General features: G+C 66.0%; 21 protein-coding genes and 1 pseudogene. 7 read left to right on the top strand and 15 right to left on the bottom strand.

The genetic code is table 11. The annotated features are described in order from the left end of the window. Positions 1 to 84: 84 nt before the first annotated feature. Positions 85 to 590: pseudogene (locus tag QOJ24_RS23530) on the bottom strand (MBL fold metallo-hydrolase). Positions 591 to 593: 3 nt separating this feature from the next. Beyond that, the gene (gene xylB, locus QOJ24_RS23535; RefSeq protein WP_526265685.1) at positions 594 to 1,994 is read right to left on the bottom strand and encodes a xylulokinase; all 1,401 of its coding nucleotides are present in this window, start codon (positions 1,992 to 1,994) and stop codon (positions 594 to 596) included. 61 nt (positions 1,995 to 2,055) lie between these two features. Here xylB and QOJ24_RS23540 point away from each other — a divergent pair, with 61 nt between their 5' ends. Genes QOJ24_RS23540 through QOJ24_RS23555 form a run of 4 tightly spaced genes read left to right on the top strand, consistent with a single transcriptional unit; the run spans position 2,056 to position 4,653 of the window. Beyond that, positions 2,056 to 2,607 carry a dihydrofolate reductase family protein gene (locus QOJ24_RS23540; protein WP_526265687.1) on the top strand — a complete coding sequence of 184 codons (552 nt, stop codon included), beginning with the start codon at positions 2,056 to 2,058 and terminating at the stop codon, positions 2,605 to 2,607. Between the two features lie 40 nt (positions 2,608 to 2,647). Beyond that, on the top strand, positions 2,648 to 3,163 hold the full coding sequence (locus tag QOJ24_RS23545; RefSeq protein ID WP_526265689.1) for a DUF6328 family protein: 516 nt from the start codon (positions 2,648 to 2,650) through the stop codon (positions 3,161 to 3,163). A gap of 36 nt (positions 3,164 to 3,199) precedes the next feature. Continuing rightward, positions 3,200 to 4,120: a DoxX family protein gene (locus QOJ24_RS23550; RefSeq protein WP_526265691.1), complete on the top strand. Its 921-nt coding sequence runs from the start codon at positions 3,200 to 3,202 to the stop codon at positions 4,118 to 4,120. Between the two features lie 41 nt (positions 4,121 to 4,161). After that, positions 4,162 to 4,653, top strand: coding sequence for an RDD family protein (locus QOJ24_RS23555; RefSeq protein ID WP_526265693.1), 492 nt, complete (start codon positions 4,162 to 4,164; stop codon positions 4,651 to 4,653). 6 nt (positions 4,654 to 4,659) lie between these two features. Here the strand turns inward: QOJ24_RS23555 and QOJ24_RS23560 are convergent, their stop codons facing one another. Together QOJ24_RS23560 and QOJ24_RS23565 are read right to left on the bottom strand one after the other, a co-directional pair. Continuing rightward, positions 4,660 to 6,129, bottom strand: coding sequence for a GntP family permease (locus QOJ24_RS23560; RefSeq protein ID WP_526265694.1), 1,470 nt, complete (start codon positions 6,127 to 6,129; stop codon positions 4,660 to 4,662). Then, positions 6,126 to 6,644 (bottom strand): gluconokinase, encoded by a 519-nt coding sequence (locus QOJ24_RS23565; protein ID WP_526265696.1) that lies wholly within the window; start codon positions 6,642 to 6,644, stop codon positions 6,126 to 6,128. Before QOJ24_RS23565 ends, QOJ24_RS23560 begins: the two co-directional genes overlap by 4 nt. A 124-nt stretch (positions 6,645 to 6,768) precedes the next feature. On the opposite strand from QOJ24_RS23565, the gene QOJ24_RS23570 reads away from it, so the two are divergent. Further along, positions 6,769 to 7,506, top strand: a complete 738-nt coding sequence (locus tag QOJ24_RS23570) for a FadR/GntR family transcriptional regulator (protein ID WP_526265698.1) — start codon at positions 6,769 to 6,771, stop codon at positions 7,504 to 7,506. On the opposite strand, the gene QOJ24_RS23575 is transcribed toward QOJ24_RS23570, so the two are convergent. Then, positions 7,498 to 8,055: a DUF4333 domain-containing protein gene (locus QOJ24_RS23575; protein ID WP_526265700.1), complete on the bottom strand. Its 558-nt coding sequence runs from the start codon at positions 8,053 to 8,055 to the stop codon at positions 7,498 to 7,500. The two genes, QOJ24_RS23570 and QOJ24_RS23575, sit on opposite strands and share 9 nt — an antisense overlap. A gap of 85 nt (positions 8,056 to 8,140) precedes the next feature. Between QOJ24_RS23575 and QOJ24_RS23580 the strand changes: the two genes are divergently transcribed. Beyond that, a complete protein-coding gene (locus tag QOJ24_RS23580; RefSeq protein ID WP_526265701.1) occupies positions 8,141 to 9,022 on the top strand; it encodes an SCO6745 family protein in 882 nt (293 codons plus the stop codon). Between the two features lie 10 nt (positions 9,023 to 9,032). Here the strand turns inward: QOJ24_RS23580 and QOJ24_RS23585 are convergent, their stop codons facing one another. The 5 genes from QOJ24_RS23585 to QOJ24_RS23605 form a co-directional block, all read right to left on the bottom strand. Further along, positions 9,033 to 9,365, bottom strand: a complete 333-nt coding sequence (locus QOJ24_RS23585) for a DUF3140 domain-containing protein (protein ID WP_526265703.1) — start codon at positions 9,363 to 9,365, stop codon at positions 9,033 to 9,035. A gap of 6 nt (positions 9,366 to 9,371) precedes the next feature. Then, a complete protein-coding gene (locus QOJ24_RS23590; protein WP_526265705.1) occupies positions 9,372 to 9,581 on the bottom strand; it encodes an HVA1 family protein in 210 nt (69 codons plus the stop codon). A gap of 75 nt (positions 9,582 to 9,656) precedes the next feature. Next, complete coding sequence (locus QOJ24_RS23595; RefSeq protein ID WP_526265707.1) at positions 9,657 to 11,642, bottom strand: DUF7064 domain-containing protein; 1,986 nt, start codon at positions 11,640 to 11,642, stop codon at positions 9,657 to 9,659. After that, positions 11,629 to 13,653: a primary-amine oxidase gene (locus tag QOJ24_RS23600; protein ID WP_526265709.1), complete on the bottom strand. Its 2,025-nt coding sequence runs from the start codon at positions 13,651 to 13,653 to the stop codon at positions 11,629 to 11,631. Before QOJ24_RS23600 ends, QOJ24_RS23595 begins: the two co-directional genes overlap by 14 nt. Before the next feature lie 54 nt (positions 13,654 to 13,707). Continuing rightward, entirely contained in the window at positions 13,708 to 15,216 is a 1,509-nt protein-coding gene (locus QOJ24_RS23605; protein ID WP_526265711.1) for a carboxylesterase/lipase family protein, read from the bottom strand. Positions 15,217 to 15,291: 75 nt separating this feature from the next. Between QOJ24_RS23605 and QOJ24_RS23610 the strand changes: the two genes are divergently transcribed. Next, positions 15,292 to 15,981: a hypothetical protein gene (locus QOJ24_RS23610; protein ID WP_526265713.1), complete on the top strand. Its 690-nt coding sequence runs from the start codon at positions 15,292 to 15,294 to the stop codon at positions 15,979 to 15,981. Between the two features lie 7 nt (positions 15,982 to 15,988). Here the strand turns inward: QOJ24_RS23610 and QOJ24_RS23615 are convergent, their stop codons facing one another. From QOJ24_RS23615 to QOJ24_RS23635, 5 genes are all read right to left on the bottom strand, one after another. Continuing rightward, entirely contained in the window at positions 15,989 to 17,107 is a 1,119-nt protein-coding gene (locus QOJ24_RS23615; RefSeq protein WP_526265715.1) for an LLM class flavin-dependent oxidoreductase, read from the bottom strand. A 7-nt stretch (positions 17,108 to 17,114) separates the two neighbouring features. After that, positions 17,115 to 18,146: an ABC transporter substrate-binding protein gene (locus QOJ24_RS23620; RefSeq protein ID WP_526265717.1), complete on the bottom strand. Its 1,032-nt coding sequence runs from the start codon at positions 18,144 to 18,146 to the stop codon at positions 17,115 to 17,117. Between the two features lie 34 nt (positions 18,147 to 18,180). Then, positions 18,181 to 18,918 (bottom strand): ABC transporter ATP-binding protein, encoded by a 738-nt coding sequence (locus QOJ24_RS23625; protein ID WP_526265719.1) that lies wholly within the window; start codon positions 18,916 to 18,918, stop codon positions 18,181 to 18,183. Beyond that, a complete protein-coding gene (locus QOJ24_RS23630; RefSeq protein WP_526265761.1) occupies positions 18,915 to 19,697 on the bottom strand; it encodes an ABC transporter permease in 783 nt (260 codons plus the stop codon). Before QOJ24_RS23630 ends, QOJ24_RS23625 begins: the two co-directional genes overlap by 4 nt. 154 nt (positions 19,698 to 19,851) lie before the next feature. Then, complete coding sequence (locus QOJ24_RS23635) at positions 19,852 to 20,568, bottom strand: hypothetical protein (RefSeq protein ID WP_526265721.1); 717 nt, start codon at positions 20,566 to 20,568, stop codon at positions 19,852 to 19,854. Between the last annotated feature and the right edge of the window lie 75 nt (positions 20,569 to 20,643).

A 20,643-nucleotide genomic window follows, 5' to 3' on the forward strand; every position in this document is an offset into this window, starting at 1 on the left:
CAATCGTGCGGTAACCGAGGTTAGGGTGCCCTGCTCAATACCCAGCGGACAAGGAATTACGTCACATCAATAGTGCGAAATAGGTCACACTCGGCCGCGCAGCCATTCCTGTTGACGCCGCACGAAGCGGGCGTCGACGACTGCGCCGTGGCCGGGAACGAATATCGCGTCGGACCCGCCCGCGTCGAGCACCCGATCAAGCGTCGACGGCCAGGCTTTCAGGTCTGAGTCTCGCCCGAAGGCGGGATCGCCGGACTCCTCGACACGATCGCCGCAGAACACGACAGGAGCCTCGGCGTCCACGACGATGATCAGGTCGTGACGAGTGTGTCCTGGACCCGGATGGCTGATCGCCGCAGTCGTGCCGCCGAGATCGACGTCTGCTCGGCTGATCGGGTTTTCGGGCGTCCGAAGCGCCGAAATGGCGTTCGCCACCTGTCGGCCTTGACCGCGGTTGCCTCGGTCAACGTCGTTCCGGTGTCGATCAGCAGTGTGCCCGTCGCGCCGTGTACCAGACCGATCGTGACGTCGAGGAACGGCAGACGGCAACGATGAACTGTGTCGCTCAGCTGTTCCCAGACGAAGTTCACAACTCAGGTCTGGCCCAGCGTCAGCGGCTGCGCCAGCCGATACCGGTCGAGCACCTCGGGTGTCGGGTCGGCGGCGAACATCCTGGTGATGCCGAACGACCATCCTGGCGGCGAATCCGATTGCGAGAGCGCCCAAGCCGCCTGCCGGGCCGCGCCAAGCGCGACGTACTCCGCGGGTGTGGGCACCAGCACCGGCTTGCCGAAAATCGCAGGCGCGACAACGCGTACCGCCTCGGAGCGCGCCCCGCCGCCGACCAGGATGATGCGCTCGGCCTCGACGCCGTGTGCCGCGATCTTGTCCAGGCAGTACGCCAACGAACACAGCAGCCCCTCGACGCCCGCTCGTGCGATGTTGGCGGCGGTGAGGTTTCGCGCCGTCATGCCGTGCAACGCACCCGTGGCGTTTGGCAGGTTAGGAGACCGTTCGCCCTCGAGATACGGCACCAGGACCAGCCCCCCGGCGCCGGCAGGGGCCGACAATGCCAGCCGGTCGAGGTCGTCGTAGTCCACCCCGAGCATGGCCGCGACGGCGGCCAGCACCGGTGCGCCGTTGAGGGTGCAGACCAGTGGCAGCTGGCGTCCTGTCGCATCGGCGAAGCCGGCCACGATTCCCTCCGCGTCGTGTGGCGCGGCATGCCCGACCGCGCTCACCACGCCGGAAGTGCCGAGCGACACGATGCAGTCGCCGGGTTTGGCGCCGAGACCCAACGCGGCGGCCGCGTTGTCGCCCGCACCAGGACCGAGCGTCGCTCCGCTCGGGGTCTGGCCGGCGCTGTCGTGTGGGCCGAGCACCGTCGGCAGCAAAGGTCGCCGCCCCCGCATCGCCAGCTCGAGCAGATCGTCCTGGTAGGTGTCGGCCTCAGCGGAGAAGTACCCGGTGCCGCTGGCGTCACTGCGATCGGTGCACAGCGCGCTCACATCGGAGTCTCCGCGCAGCCGCCACGTGAGCCAGTCGTGCGGCAGGCACACCGCGGCGGTCGCGGCGGCGTGTTCAGGTTCGTGTTCGGCGAGCCAGCGCAGCTTGCTCACGGTGATCGCGGCGACGGGCACAACGCCGATGCGTTTCGCCCACTCAGCTGCCCCGCCGAGTTCGCCGACGAGTTCGGTGGCCGCATCACTGGAGCGAGTGTCGTTCCACAGCAACGCATCCCGTATTACCTCACCCGATTCATCCAGACACACCATGCCGTGCTGCTGCGCGCCCACCGACATGGCGGCGACGTCGTCAAGTCCACCGGCTTTCTCGATGGCGGTCTGCAGCGCGGCCCACCACAGTGCTGGGTCGACCTCGGTGCCGTCCGGGTGCGGCGCCGTGCCCGAACGCACGGTCTCGCCGCTGTCCGCATCGCACACGAGCACCTTGCACGACTGAGTTGACGAGTCGACGCCGGCGACGAGGGACACTCTTGCGAAACTACCCCGAACCGGGCGATTAGTTCACCCACGCCGTGAAGTCATCACAGGTATGCGAAGACTCGTCATCACTCAGAACGTCACGCTCGACGGATCGATCGAGATGCTCGACGACTGGTTCGACCCTCAGAGCCAGGACGAGGAGCTGCTGGCCGAAACACACCGCCAAGATGCCGAATCTGACGCGTTGTTGTTGGGGCGCCACACGTTCGAAGACTTCCGCGGTTACTGGCCGCACCAGGACGACGACCAGACCGGAATCTCCGCCTACCTCGACGACGTGGCTAAATACGTGGTCTCGACGACGATGTCCGACCCGGGGTGGAAGAACTCGACGGTGATCGCTGGCGACCCGGTGTCGCTGGTATGCGAGTTGAAGGCGAAGTCGGGCAAAGACATCGTGCTCACCGGCAGCATCAGCCTCGCGCACAAATTGATTAGGGCGGATGTGGTGGATGAGTACCGGCTGTTGGTTCATCCCGCTGTTCAGGGCCGTGGCCGTCGACTGTTCCCCGACGGCGTGTCGATGTCGAAGCTGACTTTGGCCGAGGCGCCGAAGTCATTCCCGTCCGGCATCACGCTGCTGCGCTACGCGGCCGACTGAAAACGACGATCGGCCCAGCCACGCCGACACCCCTGCGACAATGAGCCCCGTGCACATGAAGCAGCCGGGAGCGGAAGAGCGTTGGGATGCGGACCGCAACGAGACGGAAGCCCAACGGCTGGACCGTAACTGGTCAAGCCTCCTGCAAGAGTTGAGAGTCACCCAGACGGGTGTTCAGCTGCTCACCGGCTTCCTGCTGACCCTGCCCTTCCAGACCAGGTTCACCCAGCTGGACGGTCTGATGCGCACCGTCTACCTCTTCACCGTCGCGTGTTCGCTCGGGGCGACCGTGTTGCTGGTTGCGCCTGTCGGCATGCACCGCATTCTGTTCCGTAGACACCGGCTGGACGCCCTCGTGTCGGCTGCGCACGCCTGCGCGATCGCCGGACTGGTCCTGCTCGGCCTGGCGCTCGCAGGCGTCGGTGTCGTCGTTTTCGACACGGTCGTCGGGCGGACGGGTGCATGGATCGCGGGTGGCTGCACACTGACGGCTTTCGTCACCCTCTGGTTCCTGGTACCACTGCCGCTACGCCGAAGGACTGACAGTTCTTACTAGGGTTTGTGATCCCCTGACCAAGGGAACACCTGGCCCATGCTTATTCGACGAATTGCACGCCCCCTACTTTCAGTGGCTTTCATCGGGCAAGGGGTGGATGCCCTTCGTAACCCCAAGCCCGCCGCAGACGCGGCCCGCCCAGCCCTCGATGGGATGCGCCAGCTTCCCGACCCCATCGGCCCGAACGTCCCAACCAACGCCGAGACCTTCGCCCGGGCCAACGCCGCGGTGCAGATCGGTGGTGGTCTGCTACTCGCGACCGGCAAACTGCCGCGACTGGCTTCTGCGGCGCTGGCGTTCACCGTCATCCCCGGCAGCGTCGGCGGACACATGTTCTGGAACGAGACCGACGCACAGCGCAAGGCCGACGAGCGTCGCGCCTTGATGACCGACCTCAGCCTCCTGGGCGGGCTGATCATCGCCGCAGTCGACACCGAGGGCAAACCGTCGCTGGGATGGCGCGGCCGCCGTGCGGCCCGCAAGGTATCCGAAGCTGTCAGCTCCGCCCTGCCGGTCGGCGCGGCGTCCGGCGGTGCTCTGGCCGACAGCGCGTTCGCCGAGAAACTGGGACACGGCCTGCAGGCTGCTCGAGAACGAGGTGCAGAGCTGGCCGACGTCGCCCGTGACCGGGCACCTGAAATCGCCGAAGCCGCCCGCGAACGTGCAGCGGTTCTCGCTGAGATCGCCCGCGAACGCGGACCCGAGATCGCCGAAGCCGCCCGCGGTCGTGCACAGGAATTCGCCGAGGTGGCACGCGAACGCGCACCTGAGTTCGCCGATGCAGCCAGGGGACGCGCCGCTGAGTTTGCCGAGGTGGCACGCGATCGTGCGCCCGAACTCGCCGATGCGGCGCGTGAACGCGCCGAGGCCGCCCGTGACCGGGCAGGCGACCTTGCGGTGACCACGCGGAAACAATCGAAGAAGCAGGCCAAGAAGCAGCGTCGCCGCTTGAGCTGAGCCAGCCCACGTCCGCGGGCCGGTCGGTAGATTGGGCAACCATGACAACCGATCCGGCGCAAGGACCGTATGGCAGTGATCCGCGGGGCTATCCTCCACCGTTTCCTGCGAACCTCGAGCCGGGCGGTCTGCTCGTCCGGTTCCTTGCCCGGCTGATCGATGGCATCCTAGTCGGCGTCGTCAGCCTTCTGCTGTTCTTCGTCACCGACACCCTGTCGAACTACTGGGTGACCGGCCTGTTCACCGGGTTGCTCACGTTCATCTACTTCGTCGCGTTCGAGACCACCCAGGGCTGGACGCCCGGCAAGAAGGTGCTCGGTCTGCGCGTGCACGGCCCCGGAGGCGCGCCGAAGCCGACCTTGCAACAGTCGGCAATCCGTAACGCGTGGACGCTTTTTCCCATCATCCCGATCATCGGCGGCCTTCTCGGCGTCATCGCCATCGTCGTGATCGCGCTGACGATCAACGGCAGCCCGACAAAGCAGGGCAAGCACGACGGTCTGGCAGGCGGTACCCAGGTCGTGAAGGGCTGATCGGCGTCAGATAAAGATCCCGAGCACCAGCACCAGCACCAGGCCGGTGACCGACAGCACGGTCTCCATCATCGACCAGGTCTTGATCGTCTGACCGATGCTCATCCCGAAGTACTCCTTCACGAGCCAGAAGCCGGCGTCGTTGACATGGGAGAAGAACACCGACCCGGCGCCGACCGCAAGCACGATGAGCGATATCTCGCCGGTACTCATCCCCTCGACCAACCCGAGCATGAGGGACGAAGCGGTGATGGTCGCCACCGTGGCCGAACCCGTGGCGAGCCGGATCAGCACCGCCAGCACCCAGGCCAGCAGAATCACCGAAATGTGGGCGGCCGTCGCCCATTCCGCGAGTTTCGTGCCGATACCGGTGTCAACGAGCACCTGTTTGAACCCGCCGCCGGCGGCGACGATCAAGATGATGCCCGCGACGGGCGGCAGGGACGTCTCGAGACACTTGGCGATCTGGTCGCGGGTCATGGCGGCGCCCCTGCCGAGGGTGAACATTCCGACCACCACGGCGATCAGCAAGGCCATCAGGGGCCGACCGATGATGTCGAACGTCTGCCGCAGCAGGTTGTTCTCATCGTCGATGAAGATGTCGACGAGTGCCTTGCCCATCATGAGCGCCACGGGAAGCAGAACCGAGAAGAGCGTCACGCCGAATGACGGGCGTTGACGCTGCGTGCGCGTGGCGGTTTGCGTCGCGGCTCCCGATCCGCCTGCTTCCACCTCGCCCGCGGCGGCCCCTGCTCCGCCGTTGCCGGAGAAGTCGTCGGCGTCGAAGCGGTCCGGCACATCGAGGACCACCCAGCGGCCCGCGAGCTTGCCGAACAGCGGACCGGCCACGATCACGGTCGGGATCGCGACGGCGACGCCCAGTGCAAGGGTGATGCCCAGATCGGCGCCGAGCAGGTCGATCGCGGTCAGCGGTCCGGGGTGCGGCGGCACCAGGCCGTGCATGGCGGAAAGGCCTGCGAGCGCGGGGATTCCGACCGTGACCAGAGACAGCTGAGAGCGCCTCGCCACCAGGTAGATGACCGGCATCAGCAGCACCAAGCCGATCTCGAAGAACATCGGCAGGCCAATGATCGCGCCCACAAGGGCCATCGCCCACGGCAGCGCCCGCGGTGACGCATGGCCGACGATGGTGTCGACGATCTCGTCGGCGCCACCGGAGTCGGCGAGCAGTTTGGCGAACATCGCGCCGAGCGCGATCAACACACCGACCCCGGCCGCGGTCGTGCCGAATCCATCGGCGAAGGATTCGAGAACATCACCGATGTTCACCCCCGCGACGATGCCGACGGTGAGACCGCCGAAAATCAGCGCCAGGAACGGGTGCAGCTTCGCCACCGTGATCAAGACGACGATGAGCGCAATGCCTGCGAGTGCGGCGAGCACCAGCTGCCAGCCCGCCGCGACGGGCTCGGCCAACTCGGTATCGGCCGCCAGGACGGTGAGTGCCGGGGTCATTTCGTCTCCTGTTCGGTTGTGCGCGGGGCAGATAGAGCGAGATACGTTTCAATGATCGAGTCGATGTCTTGGTCGACGTCGATGGTGACGCCGCGCTCGTCGGCCCCGAGCGGCTCGAGCGTCGCGAACTGTGAAGCCAGCAGTGAGGCGGGCATGAAATGGCCGGGCCGACTGGCCTGCCGCTTGCCGATCACCTCCGGCGAGCCCGCGAGGTGAAGGAAGATGACGTCGGGACAGTGTCGCCGCAACTGTTCGCGGTACCTGCGCTTCAGCGCCGAACAGCTCATTACGCCGCCATCGCCGCAATGGCCGCCCAGCCACACACCGATAGCGTCGAGCCACGGGTGCCGGTCGTCGTCGTCGAGCGCCTGTCCCGACGACATCTTCTCGATGTTGGCCGGCGGATGAAAATCGTCGGCGTCGGCGAACGGCACCCGCAGCCGCTGACCCAGTGCGGCGCCCACCGTCGATTTACCGGACCCGGATACGCCCATGACGACGATCGGTGACCCCATCCACTCCACCTACCCTTTTGTGCTTGGTGTCACACAGCATGCATCAATAGGCATACGATTTCAACTGTGTCACGAAAAGATATGTTCTAAGTCGCCTCCAGCAAACGTATGACAAGATGTATAGATGGCTGCGCCATCAAACGTCGGCGCCTTACACCGCAATCTGCTGGAGGCGCTGGGCACCGCGATTGCGTCGGGGCACTATCCGGCAGGTGAGGTGCTGACACTTGACGGCGTCAGCGCCGAACACGGCGTCTCCCGCAGTGTCGCTCGTGAAGCGATCCGGGTGCTCGAATCGATGGGCATGGTCGCGTCCCGCCGGCGGGTCGGCCTGACGATCCTGCCGTCCGAGAAGTGGAACGTCTTCGACCCGTTGGTCATTCGCTGGCGACTCGAATCCGACAACCGTGCAGCGCTTTTGGTCTCGCTCTCCGAGTTGCGGCGCGGCTTCGAACCCGCCGCCGCGGCGTTAGCCGCCCGTCGGGCCGATCCACACCAATGCCGAATCATGGCGGCGGCGGTGTCAGACATGGTGATTCACGGCCGATCCGGTGACCTCGAGTCATACCTGCTGGCGGACAAGGTATTTCATCGCACACTTCTCGAAGCCAGCGGCAACGAGATGTTTCGTGCGCTCAACGACGTGGTTGCCGAAATCCTGACCGGCCGGACTCATCACCACATGATGCCGTCGAATCCGAACCCGGTCGCCATCGAGTTGCATGACGAAGTCGCCCGTGCGATACGGCTCCGCGACGAGGCCGCCGCGGAACGCGCGATGCGCGCAATCATCGACGAGGCGGCCGCTGCGGTGTCCGACGAGTTCGCCTCCGACCTCGATCAGCGCCCGTCGTCAGCTTGACGGTCGGACCGGCCTCAACCGCGTGCGCGCTGGATCCACCTCGAGATCCATCATCAGTCCGTTGACGCCGGAAACCCCGATGATGCGACGTGCCAGGAGGCCGGCGGCCTCGACGTCACAGTTCACCGCCGCCCCTACCCTTCCGTCGATCCCCGACTCGCACGACACCGCCGTGACGCCACGCGTTCCGGAATCTGAGATGAGCCTTGCGACCACGCCTTCGAGTTGTCGCCGCGATACCGCAGGCATCATCTCGTAGTCGACCGCCGACCCGTCGACGGCGGTGACCGTGACTATCGGCTCGAAGTTGTTCGTCGCGCTCACCACGACGTCGCAGCGGGCCGTCGCGCCCACTTCACCGACGAGATCTTGTTTGCACGTCACCGACTCCGGCTTTTCTCCAGCATCGGCCAGTCGGTGCGCGATGTCCTGCTGCAAGGCGGTCCTGGAGACCCTGGGTAGATTTGTTCCGCCGCCGTTCGCGATGCAGCCGGACAGCACGCAGCACACCAGACCGGCCGCAGCAACAACGGCCGTCGACCGACCCATCCGCCCTCCTGATGTTTGCTGTATTTACGTACGATGTAAGTTTTGGGAGACCATATCAAGATATTGACGAGTGGAGTACTTAACTATGAGAGAACCACGACTGGCGCGTCGCTTCTTCGACCGTTTCGAGCCGGTGCACGCCGTCACCTACTTCTCGCCGGAAAGTCGGGCCGCATCCGACGCGCTGGGCTTCCGCGGCTTCTGGATGGGTTACTTCGCGGGTCGCTCCGCGCCGCTCGGAGTCGTCCCACCTGAAGTCGTGACCGCGATGTTCTACAACTTCGCTCCCAGCCGAGTCGCCAAGGCGCTGCCCGCCGCGTGGGACGTCGCCACCCCCACCTCGGCCCTGCGCGCCCGCGAGGACTCCGCGGTCGCCACGCTGCGGCGGTACGGGCTGAGCGACGAGCGCGCCGGCGCGGCCGCGGACCTTGCCGCCAAGGCCGCGCGGCATGCGCCGCTCGACGGCAGGCCGCTGTTCGCCGCGAACGCCGCGCTCCCCTGGCCCAGTGACCCGGTCGCTCGGCTGTGGCATGCGACGACCCTGCTCCGCGAGCAGCGCGGCGACGCGCACGTGGCGGTCCTGGCCTCGTCGGGGTTGTCGGGGCGCGAATGCAACGTGCTACATGCGGCGGCGGGCCGGGTGCCGGCCGAGATGATCATGCGCAGCCGCGATTACGACGAAGAGCAGTGGCGTGGGCATCAGAATCAGCTCACCGAACGCGGTCTGCTCGACGGGCACGGCGCACTCACCGACGCGGGTCGCGCACTCAAGCAGCACATCGAGGACACCACCGACGCGCTGTCGCTCAGCGCTCTGGACGCACTCGACGACAGCGAAGTCGAGGCGCTGTTCCGCGCTCTGACACCGATCACCAGAACGGTGGTCGCCGCAGGCGATGTACCCGCCGCCACGCCGATGGGCTTGTGCCGGGACGACCTCGACGACGACAGTGCCCACCTCGGCTGAGGTGGGCCGGCTATTTCGTCGGGTCGTGGCCCCAGTTCATCAGTGAGTAGCGCCAGTCGGTTTCCTTGATGTCGCCCGAAGGGCGCTGCGCGAGATGGCGTTTCGTGTAGCCGACGACCTTGCGCATATGCGCGTAGTCGTTGTCGGACAGGTCCGACTTCTTCGCCTTCAGGATCTTGACGATATGTCGACCGCTCTCGTGGCCGGTGGACTCCCCGCCGCCACCCGGCTTCTGGCCTACCGACTTCGAATCGTCGGTTCCCAACCACTTCTCGAGTTCTGAGGCCGTCATGTTGACCGCGTCGTCGAACTCTTTCTTGGTGTCATCGTTGTGGCCGGACATCGCCGGTCACTTCTTCTTCAACGCGTCAGGCTTGTGCACGGCGTCACCGCCGCTCTTCTCGCTGCGAACCTTGTACTGCGGCTCATCGGAGGAGGCGCGCACCTTACGACCCGCCTCCTCGGTGTCCGACGTGATCTTCTTCTCGACCTTGCCCTCGGCGGTGCTGCCGTGGCTCTGCCACGTCACCTTGTCGCCCGTCTTGAATTCCTTGCTCATGCGCGGGGTCTACCCCTTGCCCATCAAAAAATGCACGGCCCCGCGGGTGACCGGAAAATGTCACTTTTTGGCGGATCACCGTTGGTTGCGATTCCACTCCAGCCAGCCGACGCCTTCGCGGCCGTCGGCGGTCGTCACGGTGGCCCAGGCGCGCGGAAACTGGCTCACCCGGCCGTCGGTCGCGGTCAGCAACACCGGTGCATGACCTCTGATCTCGGCGGTGGCGGTGATTTCCCCGGGGGCGAGCGTCAGCTCGGTGGTTACCGGCAGATCGTTGTCGCCGAACACTTCCTGCGCCGACACCGACTGCAGTTCGACGAGCGCAGCCCCCGGCGACTGGATGTAGCCGACGCCTATCGGCGGCGCTCCTGGGATGCGCAGGTCGACGCCGTGCAGATGCGTTCCGTCCGCCAGGTGCAGCGCGCTCCACACCCAATCCATGCTCCACCAGTCCCGCACTCCCCACGAATGGTCGCGCTGGCCCGGCACCGCCGCGATATCGAGCACGCGTCCATCGGCGACCACCGTCCCCGACACGGCGCACGGGATCTCGTACCTGGGCGTCAGGCGGTACTGGTAAGGGGTGCCGGTCGTGGTCCAGGTGAGATCCATGGACAGCTCGACCGCTCGGCCGGATTCTCCCCGCAACAGGGCTGAGGGGTCGTCATACGCGTGACCCACACCGCGCAGTGTCACGTGGTAGGTCTGCAGAGGCTCGGTGGCCCCGTGGGTGAGCTCGATCTGATCCGTGCCGACCACGGCGGCGTCGTCGGGCAGTGCCACCTCGAAATCGTTCGCGGCCACCGTGGGGATGCCGGGTCCGCACAGCAGCGCGTTGACCCACGCCCTGTTCTCGTTGGGGATCAAGCCGAGCCGGAACCAGCCGCCGACACCCTGCGCCTCGTCGACGAAGTCGGCGTACCAGCTTTCGCTCCACATCGGCTCGGCGCCGGGTTCATGCGCCCCCTCGTCAACGGCGGACGGGCGTAACGGTTCTGGAGCAGCCGGTCCGGGCAGCGTCGCCAACGCGTCGGTGTCGATGACATGCTGGCTGTGCCTACGCAACATCGTCATGAACATCTCGTCGCCGCGCGCGGTGCGCTGCACGAGCATCGACGAGACGATCGCCATCATCACGCCGAAGAATGCCTGCCTTCGAACGCCTTCGCGGACGTCATCGAGCCGCAGAGCGGCAGCAGGACCGAGCGCGTCGTGATAGCTGCCGAGCAGCGCGTCGTAGTTGTCGCGCCGGATGTCGTCGGCCAGTGCGCAACCCAGGAAGTAGGCGACGTCGGTCGTGGCCGGGCCCCAGGTCACGGTCTGCCAGTCGACCACGGTCAGCGGTCGGTCGGCCCCCTGCTGCCCGAACAGCATGTTGTCCAGCCGGTAGTCGCCGTGCACCAGACCGTGAATGCGATCCGCTGCCGCCTCTTGTGCGAGGTATGCGTCGAAGCCGCCGACCAGCCGCTCGCACACCTCGCGGTGCGCGGGCGCGATCTGGTCGCCGTACCGGTCGATGAACCCGGTGTACAGCTGGGCGATCACCGCCTGGTTCATCGGGGACTCGCGGTTGAGCCACTCCACGTCGGCCATCGCCGATTGTCCGAGAAGTGGCGCGTGCAGCCGCCCCAGCTCGGCCACCGCCAGAGTCGCCTGTTCCACTGTGGCACCACGGATCTCGTCACCGACGACCGCGGGAGCGGCATCACCGAGCAGAAGATGGAACACGCCGCTTTCCGCGGCGAACGCGGCGCTGTAGCACGGAGCGACAGGCCCACCTACGCGCGGCGCGATGTCGGTGTAGAACCGCACCTCGCGTTCGTAGAGACCCAGGGCAAGGCCCGTCTGCCGACTCGCCGGATCGGAGGCCGCGACCTTGAGCACCACCGACCCGGGGCCGGCAGCCCCGCCTGCGTACGTCAAGGCGACGCGGTAACACTCGCTCATCTGGCCGGTGCCGATCCGCTCCGTGCCGAACCGTTCGACGGTGCCCGCGCCGATCGCGGTCGTGAGCCAGTCGGCGGTCAGGTCCTCTGGCCGCTCGATGTCAGTGACCGGCACTCGTGCTGTCCGTGTGGCAGGTGTCCGGCGGAGTGCCGACGACGTCGAGTGCGGGATTCCGGTCGAAGAAGCCGTAAGGCTTGAGCCAGAACGACACCACGTCAACCGGCATCACCGGCCAGTCCTCCGGTCGGGTGATGTGGTGGATACCGAACACATACCAGAGCACGACGTCGGTGTTCTCGATTTTCCTGTCCGCCTTCGTCCATTCGGCGAGTCCGGTGTCCTTCGAGGACTGATTGATGAATTCGCCTGCCGGCCAGCGTTCGTCGGGGCTGTTCGGTGTCACCCACAGTGTGTGTCCGATGACGGTGGCACGCTGGAAGACCGGCGATGCCGGGTCGAACATCGCCGGGATTGCGCCACTGGGCACCAGTTTGTACGACGGGTTCGTTCCGAGACCGTTGACGACGTTCGTGTTGACGACCTTCCACGCCCGCTGGGTCGCGAAGTTGACGTCCTGTTTGCCTTCGCTCTCGGTCTTCAGCGGGACGTTGCGCAGCACCACGGAGAGCCCGTACGGGTTGTCCGGTCCGATCGGCTCGGCGTAGGACTCCGACATGTAGACCGTGTTGTCGGCACCATCGACGTCCATATCCAGCCGGGCCACCAGAAAGTGTTGGTGGAACGGTGCATACGTGCGTTCGTCGACCAGCGTTCCGTTCGGATGTGGCTGACCCTCCGCAACCGGCGTGGTCACCATGATGCCGGTGGCCCGGATCTCGCATTCGATATTGCCGTCCTGATAGAACCGCCAGTAGACGAGGTACTCATAGTTGGCGACTGTGACGTGGAACGATATCGTCAGCCTGCGCATCCGCCGCACCTCGGCGCCGGCGTCATGGTCGACGTGCTTCCACAGCACCGCGTTGTCTTCCTCGTGGATGCAGACGGCGTTGGTGATGGTGTACGGCTCGCCCTTGCTGTTGTGCAGCACCGCATCCAGATAGCGGATCTCGCCGAGACAGTCGCAGCCCAATTCGAGCGACGTCGTCATGAACCCGAGGCCCCACTCGCCGATGTCGAAAGCGGTGCGCCGGTAGTGGTCCTCCGACGAGTCGCGGTAGGGCACGATCATCTCGGCGAGCGAGATCCGGTGTGCCACAGAACGGGTCCGGTCACCGTCGCGATAGTTGATGGTGTGCAACGTCATTCCCTCGCGGTGGTTGAACCCGACCCGCAGCGACCAGTTCTGCCAAGTGAGTAGGTTGCCGTCGAGGGTGAACGACACACCTTCTGGCTGGGTGAGGTGCAACGGCTTGAGCGGCTCGCGCCGCGAAGCCGCGCGGATCCGCTCCGGGATGTGCTTGGGCACATACTCGCCCATCACGTTCGGCTCGTCGACCCCGCCGTTGTCCTCGACCCGCAACACCTCCATCGAGTTGACGTCGATGACACAGTGCAATCCGCTGATCGGGTGGGCGTAGGGACTCTGGCCGGGGCCGTCCTTGCGCCAAGTGTCAGACCAGCCGAGGCGACGGTCGCGGAACTCGGGCGGCGCGACCGCATCGCCGTAGGTCCAGGTGTCCACGAACACCAAATCCAGATCGGTGATGCCGCGTTTGGTGAGGGCCGCGATGAACTCCGGATGCTCGCGCACCAGCTCGTCGCACTCGAGGAACTCGTCGACGGTGAAGTTCGCCTGCACGCCGGGAATGTGGTCGAACGACTCGACCCGGCCGCCGTCGAGAGACACCACGCCTTTGTAGGTGGCGTTGTCGGCGCGCTGCAGGCAGATCACCTGGGCGCGCCGGGCAGGCGGTTCTCCCCCGCCGTCGAACACTGCCAGTTCGGCCTTCGTCGGTTCAATCAGGTCGATGGAGGCGATCCGCCAGCCCAGCTCTGATGTCGCCGGCCGTCCGGCGCCCAGGTCTGATGTCGCCGGCAGTCCGGCTCCCAGGTCTGATGTCGCCGGCAGTCCGGCTCCCACCCCCACCCCTTGCTCGCGACCCACGATCTCTGCCACCGCGGTGAACTCGTCGGCCGATAGCGGATCCAAGGGGTGGTTCACCCGATCACGCAATCACATCAGCCGATTGCGCGTGGTCGGTTTGGGTGACCCGGATCAGCGCTCCGCCAACGTGAAGCCCTGCCACGCCTCGCGGCGTTCGGCGTGCGGGTCGTACGCGACATGTGACCGGCGGTCGAACACCATCACCGCACGGTCGGCGTGCGTGTAAGCGGGCCAGTCGTCGCCGGGCACACCGGTGCGGCTGAACTCGCGCCAGCGGGTCTGCACGTCGTCGCTGACCCGGCGCGCGGATCGCCCGTCGGCGGCTGCAGTGAGCAACGAGCCGAACCTCGTGCGGTACACGTCGAAGACGGCGAAGAGTTCTGTGCCGTGGGTGGCACCCAGCCCCGACCAGTTGAAGGTTCGTGGTGCGTAGTCGTAGCGGTACCGATAGGTCGGTGCGTGGGTGCTGTGCGCCTCGGCGATCTGCCAGGCCGCCGTACCGAACGCGAAGTCGCCCCCGAGACGGATGCAGGCGCCTTCGTCCGGATAGCCCGGGTATGCCGAGGTGATTCGTTCCCGCTGTTCGACTTCGAGGCCACCGAGCAGGCCTTCGATCATCGCCTCGTTCGTCGGCAGCAGCTTGAGCCATCGGGTGAACAGCCGACCCTCGTGGGCGTTGTTGCCGACGATCAGGGGCACGGGGTGTGCGGCACCGGTCTGCATCGCCTCGACCGGGTCGAGCGGCAGGTAGTCGGTGCCACTGGTCGGGCCGACCGCGAAGGCGCCGAGCATGCCCGTCTGGGCATTCTTGATCAGCGCGTCGAGGGTATTCACCAGTTCGGCAGGCTTGGCGGCCAGCAATGCCGTGGCCGCATCCTTCCTCTGCGCACCGAGCAGGTGGGCGAACTGGTCCGCGTAGGACGCTCTGACGTCGGGGGTGCCCACCAAGCCGCTGGCCGGGCTCTCCGAGATCGCATGCGCGAAAAGGCCTTTCGCGGCAGGCACCGCGAGCAGTGTTGCCACGGCCTGCGCGCCGGCACTCTCGCCGAAGATCGTGACGTTGTCCGGGTCACCGCCGAACTCAGCGATGTTGTCACGCACCCATCGCAACGCCATCACAAGGTCCCGCAGGAACAGGTTGTCCTCGATGGTGACGTCCCGGGTGGACAGCGACGACAAGTCGAGGCATCCCAACGCCCCGATCCGGTAGTTCACCGAGACGTACACGCATCCCTTGCGCGCCAACGCCGCGCCGTCGTAGATCGGCGTGGCGGAACTGCCGAGAAGGTAACCACCGCCGTGAATGAAGACCATCACCGGCATCGGCTCGTCACGTCGCCGTCTCGGCGTGGTGACGTTCAACGTCAGGCAGTCCTCGCCCATCGACTGGTATTTGCCGACGCCCAGTGCGGTGTACATGCGCTGCTGTGGAGCGCAGTTGCCGAACCCGTGGCAGTAGCGCACACCCCGCCATGGCTGCACAGGCCTCGGCGCCTGATACCGCAGCGGGCCGACCGGGGGTTGGGCGAACGGAATCGACCGCCACCGGTGCACGCCGTCACGCGTGAAGCCCTCGACGGTGCCGGCGCCGGTCGTCGCTCGGACGACATGTTCGTGCATGAAACGACCGTAGCGAACGAACTCACCGCCCGCGCCTCGCCGGTATCGGGTCGTCGGCCCGCTAGCCTGGCCGATATGCGGATTGCTGTGCTGATTGCGGCGTCTGTGCTGGTCGGGGGTTGTTCGCAGGGGGTCGGCCCAGAAGCTGAGCAGACGCAGACCTCGCCTGCGGCTCCGACCAGGACGACGATGTCGACGCCGCGCACGACCACCCCGACGTCGATGACGCCGGCCAAGCCGCCGGAAGCCGGCTCCGACATCGCCGACGTGATCGCCTTCGTCGAGTCTGGCCAGTCCGCCGATGCCGGCCAGTTCCATTCGGCGACGCGCGACGGGACGACGACACAGTTGGGCGACGACGTCGCCTTCACCACACCGTCGGGCAAGTCGAACTGCATGACCGACTCGAAGAACTTCGGCGGCGCGCTCGCGTGTCTGGTTGATCTGACCATTCCGCCGCTGCAACCACCCGACGTGTATGGCCAGTGGAAGGGAAATTGGGTCGACTTCGGCGGTCCAAGCATCGAAATCGGTTCTGCGCACGGCGATCCCGGCCGGTTTGTCAACGGCACGGGCCCAGAGTTGCCGTACGGCGAGGTCCTCTCCTTCGGCGACTACCGCTGCCGGTCCGATCCGGCAGGGCTGTACTGCGTCAACTACGCCCACCAGTCGGCAGCGCGATTCAGCGACGCGGGCGTCGTCCCGTTCGGCTGTCTGCAGAAGGCGACACCTCCCGCCGACATCGGCGAGAAGTACAGCTGCTGAGCCGATCTCAGGCGACACCCTTCTGGCGGAGCAGAGGCAGCACACCCTCGGCGAACCAGTACGCCTCTTCCAGGTGCGGATAGCCCGACAGGATGAACTCGTCGAATCCGACCGAGTGGTATTCGTAGACCAGGTTGGCGACTTCTTCGTGGCTGCCGACCAGGGCGGTGCCTGCCCCGCCTCGAACCAACCCGACACCTGCCCACAGGTTCGGGTAGATCTCCAGTCGATCCACCCGGCCGCCGTGCAGCGCCGTCATTCGACGTTGCCCTTCGGACTCCGAACTGGCGTGCAGCTGCGTCTGTTTCGCGATCTGCTCCGGTGACAGCTCGGCGAGCAGCTCGTCGGCGACCGCCCATGCGGCGGCGGACGTGTCGCGGCTGATGGTGTGCAACCGAATTCCGAATCGCACCTTGCGACCGCGCTCTTCGGCAAGTTTGCGCACCCGCTCGATCTTGGCGGCCGCCGTCTGAGGTGGCTCCCCCCAGGTGAGATAGACGTCGACGTGCTCGGCGGCGATCGGAAGTGCGGCGGCCGACGACCCGCCGAAATAGATCTCCGGTAGCGGGTCCGGCGGTGAGGACACCCGAGCGTCCTCGACGGTGTAGTACTTGCCTTCGAAGTCCAACGAGTCCTGCCGCCACAACGCGTTCACGATGTGCAGAAACTCGCCGGTGCGGGCGTATCGCTCGTCGTGGTCCAGCCAGTCGCCGAATCGGCGCTGCTCGACGTCGTCGCCGCCGGTGACGATGTTCAGCAGCACCCGGCCTTCCGAGAACCTCTGCAGTGTCGCGGTCTGCTGGGCGGCCAGCGTCGGCGGTATGAGGCCGGGCCGGAAGGCCACAAGGAACTTCAGCCTCTCCGTCTCGGCGAGCAACGCCGACGCGGTCAGCCACGCGTCTTCGCACCACGTGCCCGTCGGCGTCAGCACCCCTTCGTAGCCGAGCCGGTCAGCCGCACGTGCGATCTCCGCCAAATACCGGCGCGAGGGCGCTCGATAGTTGGCGGGGACGACGTGGTGCGACGACGCGTGCGAGGCTCCGACGATCGAACGGCTGTCACCGTTGGTGGGCAGGAACCAATGGAACTTCGCCGGCGAAGTCGGCGGTTGAGCCTGAGTGGGCACATCGCTCCTAACGATTGATCAGCAGCGGGTTGAGCACGTCGCTGTAGCGGCGGTCGACCCAATTGTCGAACTTCGGGGCGTCCGCAATCTGCTTGGACTCGGCGAACAGGTCAGCGAGCTCCTGTTCGGATCCGACCAGCTCGTCGGAAAGCGCGGTGGGCAACCTCAGGCTGCGCGCCTGCGATGCCGCGGCGACCTGCGGGTCGAGGCCGACGGCGGCGGCGTAGTCCCGTGCCCATCTATCCGGATTGTCCTTCGCCCACCGCACTGCCTTGGCATAGCGAACCAGCAGATCGCTCAGTGCGGTACTGCGTTTGGGATCGGCCAGCGCTTCGTCGGATGCGATACCGAAGCCGGCGCCGTTGGTGACGCCGGTCGCCTCGACGATGCTGCGAACCGAAATATCGGCTTCGGCTTGCGCGGTGTACGGATCCCAGATCGCCCACGCGTCGACCTGGCGTTGGGTGAAGGCGCCCAGCGCGTCGGCGGGCTGCAGAAAGACCAGCGTGACGTCGGACGGCGAAAGCCCAGCCCGGTTCAATTGAGCCAGCACGTTGCCGTGGGCCGAGCTACCCTTGCCGACCGCGATCCGCTTACCGCGCAGATCTGCCACACCGCGAATCGACGAGTCGGTGTGAACCAAGATTCTGTCGCCGCGGCCGCTTCCGTCGTAGGCGGAGACCACCTTCACCTTCGCGTTGGACGCCGCACCGAAGATCGGCGGCGTGTTGCCGGTGATCGCGAAGTCGATCTTTCCTGCGGTTGCCGCCTCGATCTGCGGGGGGCCGGAAGTGAACGTGGAGAACGCGATCTTGTACGGCAGCCCGTCGAGTGCCCCGGCCGCCCGCAGCAGCGATTCGGTGCCACCCTTCTGATCACCGACTTGCAGTGTCAGACCGGCTAAATCGGACAACGGGACGGTCGCGGGCGCCTGCTTGGCACCGGAGCTGTCCTCACGCGATACGCAGGCGGTCAACAGCCCCATCAGGATGGCGGCAACGGCGAGGCGAAGCGCCATCGGCCGTCGTGATGTCGACATCAAAAATCCCTTTCAGCAGTCGTCTTCATGTTTGTCAGAGGTGCACGCCGAGCTTGTCCAGCAGGTCGGTCCGGTAACGCTCGGCCTCGGCGGCGCCCTGTCCCGCGCCGGGCCGCGGCTCATCGATCCTCAGCGTGTGGATCACCCGGCCCTCGTCCAACACGACCACCCGGTCGGCGAGCGCGACGGCTTCCTCGACGTCATGTGTCACAAGCAGCACGCCGAATCCGTGCTCACGCCACAGGTCGAGCAGCAAGCGGCGCATCGTCAGCCGGGTCAGCGCATCCAGCGCGCCGAACGGTTCGTCGAGCAGCAGTAGCTCCGGTTCGGCGACCAATGCGCGCGCGAGCGAAACCCGTTGCGCCTGACCACCCGACAGTGTCGAGGGCCATGCGTCCCCCCGGTCTTCGAGGCCGACGTCGGCAAGCGCCGCTTGAGCCCGAGACCTGGCCTCCTCTCGACCGAGCTTGCTCCGATTGAGCCCGTAAACGACGTTTGTGCGCACGTCCCGCCAGGGGAACAGGCGTGGCTCCTGAAAAGCCAACGCTGGTGAACCGGCCACGGTGCGATCTCCGGTGTGGTCGGTCGACAGGTCGGCGAACACCCGAAGCACCGTGGATTTACCGGAACCGCTTCGGCCGATCAGCGCGACGATCTCACCGCGGTTGATCGCGACGGAGACGTCGGTGAGAACCCGGCGCTCGCCGTACCACTTGCTGACGGCCCGCAGTTCACCAGCGAGGTCGGTCCGCCGGTCGATGATGACAGTCATGTGCGATACCTCAGTGCTCGTCGTTCCAGGGCGCGGACGATGGCGTCGGTGCCGATTCCGAGCAGTGCGTAGACGATCAGTCCGAAGATGATGATGTCGATACGCAGAAAATCCCGCGCGTTGTTGATCAGGTAGCCGATTCCCTTGTCCGCGTTGATCTGTTCGGCAACGATCAACGTCAACCAGGCGATCGCCAGTGACTGTCGCAACCCGACCAACACCTGTGGAGCGGCGCTCGGGACGATGATGGTGCGGAACCGCTGCCAGAACGAGAAGCCAAGCACCTGAGCCGTTTCGAAGAGTTTCCGGTCGACCTGGCGGATCGCCGAGAACGTGTTCAGATACAGCGGGAAGCTCACGCCGAGCGCGACGAGAAGGACCTTCGGCAGCTCGCCGATGCCGAACCAGATGATGAAGAGCGGGATGAGGCCGAGGTGCGGTAACGCTCGAACCATCTGCATCGGGGGGTCCACGGTGGCCTCGAACCACCGCGACAACCCGACCGCGACGCCCAGTGCGACCCCCAGCACTCCCCCGAGCAACAGCCCCTCGACCACTCGGACGCCTGACACTGCGAGGGCGTCGCCGAGTTGCCCGTTCTCGATGAGTTCGACGCCGGCCTCGGCAATCAGGGACGGCGCAGGGAGCACCGCCTGTGGGATCAGGCCCAGCGCGCTACCCAGCTGCCACAGCGCAAGGAGCACCAACGGCGACGACCATCGGATCAAAGTCCACGTGCGATCGCTTCGCCGTGCGGGGGTGGCGCGGGCAGGCGCCAGCTCTGTCGGTGTCGTCACGGTGCCCCAAACGCTATGGCGCACCCGATCAGGAGTGAAGGTTTGAACTCTGCGTGAAGATAACGGACCCTGCCGGGGCAAGCGTCGAAACGCTCACTCCGGCAGGGCCGTTGCGCTGCGGGTTAGGTGGTTGTGGTCACAACCGGAAGTTGCCGTCGACGACGACCGGCGTTACGTCCTGGCCGTTGATCGTCGAGCGTGCCGAGCGGTTGGCCAGCACCTGAATCTGCTGGGCCTGCTGCAGCTGCCGCTTGTTGCGCACGCTGTTGCGGAACTGCAGTTCGTTGAGCTGCTGCAACTCGGCCTGCTCGAAGTCGCGGCCGCTGATACCGCCGTTGAACTGCACGCCGGTGGCGCTGCCGTCAGGCCGGACCACCCACGATGCGCGCACGCCGTTCAACTCGGCGGTGTACATCCCGGCGGGCGCGGGAACCGCGGGAGCGCTGAACGTGAACGCGACCCCGTTCATGGTCAGATCGCCGAACACGTCCTTACCGTCGAACTCGGCCTGCAGCGTGTCCTTGAAGCGGGAGGTGATGTTGATTTTGCCGTCCTTCTGATTGCCGAAGAACCACGCCTCGTCGTCGGTGCCGTTGCAGGCGTACGCGGCGATCTCGGTGCCGTCGACGGCGATGCCGATGACCATCGGCTTGCCGTCGGCCGACTTGACGTCGGCGATGTACTTTGCCGACTGCGGAAACGGTGATGCGGTAGCGGGTGCGGGGGCGGCGGAAGTGCCGGACGCCTCAGAGGTGTCCGTCGCTTCTTTCGTGCCGCTCGAGCATGCGGTCAGAGTGCCGAGCGCGAGGATCGCGACGACACCCAGCAGCAGGATGCGGATGTGCTTTTTCATGTGACCAGCATGGATGGCTCACAGCCGACGCACATGAAGAATGTATGGAGATTAGGTGGAGATCTCAGCGCGCCA

This window comes from Mycobacterium sp., from assembly GCF_032159775.1.
GTDB lineage: Bacteria > Actinomycetota > Actinomycetes > Mycobacteriales > Mycobacteriaceae > Mycobacterium.

Bases quoted from the DNA above. Each gene is read 5' to 3' on its own strand.
- QOJ24_RS23610 (WP_526265713.1), top strand. From the start codon at position 15,292: ATGCGGATTGCTGTGCTGATTGCGGCGTCTGTGCTGGTCGGGGGTTGT.
- QOJ24_RS23550 (WP_526265691.1), top strand. From the start codon at position 3,200: ATGCTTATTCGACGAATTGCACGCCCCCTACTTTCAGTGGCTTTCATC.
- QOJ24_RS23570 (WP_526265698.1), top strand. From the start codon at position 6,769: ATGGCTGCGCCATCAAACGTCGGCGCCTTACACCGCAATCTGCTGGAG.
- QOJ24_RS23555 (WP_526265693.1), top strand. From the start codon at position 4,162: ATGACAACCGATCCGGCGCAAGGACCGTATGGCAGTGATCCGCGGGGC.
- QOJ24_RS23625 (WP_526265719.1), bottom strand. From the start codon at position 18,918: ATGACTGTCATCATCGACCGGCGGACCGACCTCGCTGGTGAACTGCGG.
- QOJ24_RS23605 (WP_526265711.1), bottom strand. From the start codon at position 15,216: ATGCACGAACATGTCGTCCGAGCGACGACCGGCGCCGGCACCGTCGAG.
- QOJ24_RS23580 (WP_526265701.1), top strand. From the start codon at position 8,141: ATGAGAGAACCACGACTGGCGCGTCGCTTCTTCGACCGTTTCGAGCCG.
- QOJ24_RS23590 (WP_526265705.1), bottom strand. From the start codon at position 9,581: ATGAGCAAGGAATTCAAGACGGGCGACAAGGTGACGTGGCAGAGCCAC.
- QOJ24_RS23565 (WP_526265696.1), bottom strand. From the start codon at position 6,644: ATGGGGTCACCGATCGTCGTCATGGGCGTATCCGGGTCCGGTAAATCG.
- QOJ24_RS23545 (WP_526265689.1), top strand. From the start codon at position 2,648: ATGAGCCCCGTGCACATGAAGCAGCCGGGAGCGGAAGAGCGTTGGGAT.
- QOJ24_RS23540 (WP_526265687.1), top strand. From the start codon at position 2,056: ATGCGAAGACTCGTCATCACTCAGAACGTCACGCTCGACGGATCGATC.
- QOJ24_RS23575 (WP_526265700.1), bottom strand. From the start codon at position 8,055: ATGGGTCGGTCGACGGCCGTTGTTGCTGCGGCCGGTCTGGTGTGCTGC.
- QOJ24_RS23620 (WP_526265717.1), bottom strand. From the start codon at position 18,146: ATGTCGACATCACGACGGCCGATGGCGCTTCGCCTCGCCGTTGCCGCC.
- QOJ24_RS23635 (WP_526265721.1), bottom strand. From the start codon at position 20,568: ATGAAAAAGCACATCCGCATCCTGCTGCTGGGTGTCGTCGCGATCCTC.
- QOJ24_RS23560 (WP_526265694.1), bottom strand. From the start codon at position 6,129: ATGACCCCGGCACTCACCGTCCTGGCGGCCGATACCGAGTTGGCCGAG.
- QOJ24_RS23585 (WP_526265703.1), bottom strand. From the start codon at position 9,365: ATGTCCGGCCACAACGATGACACCAAGAAAGAGTTCGACGACGCGGTC.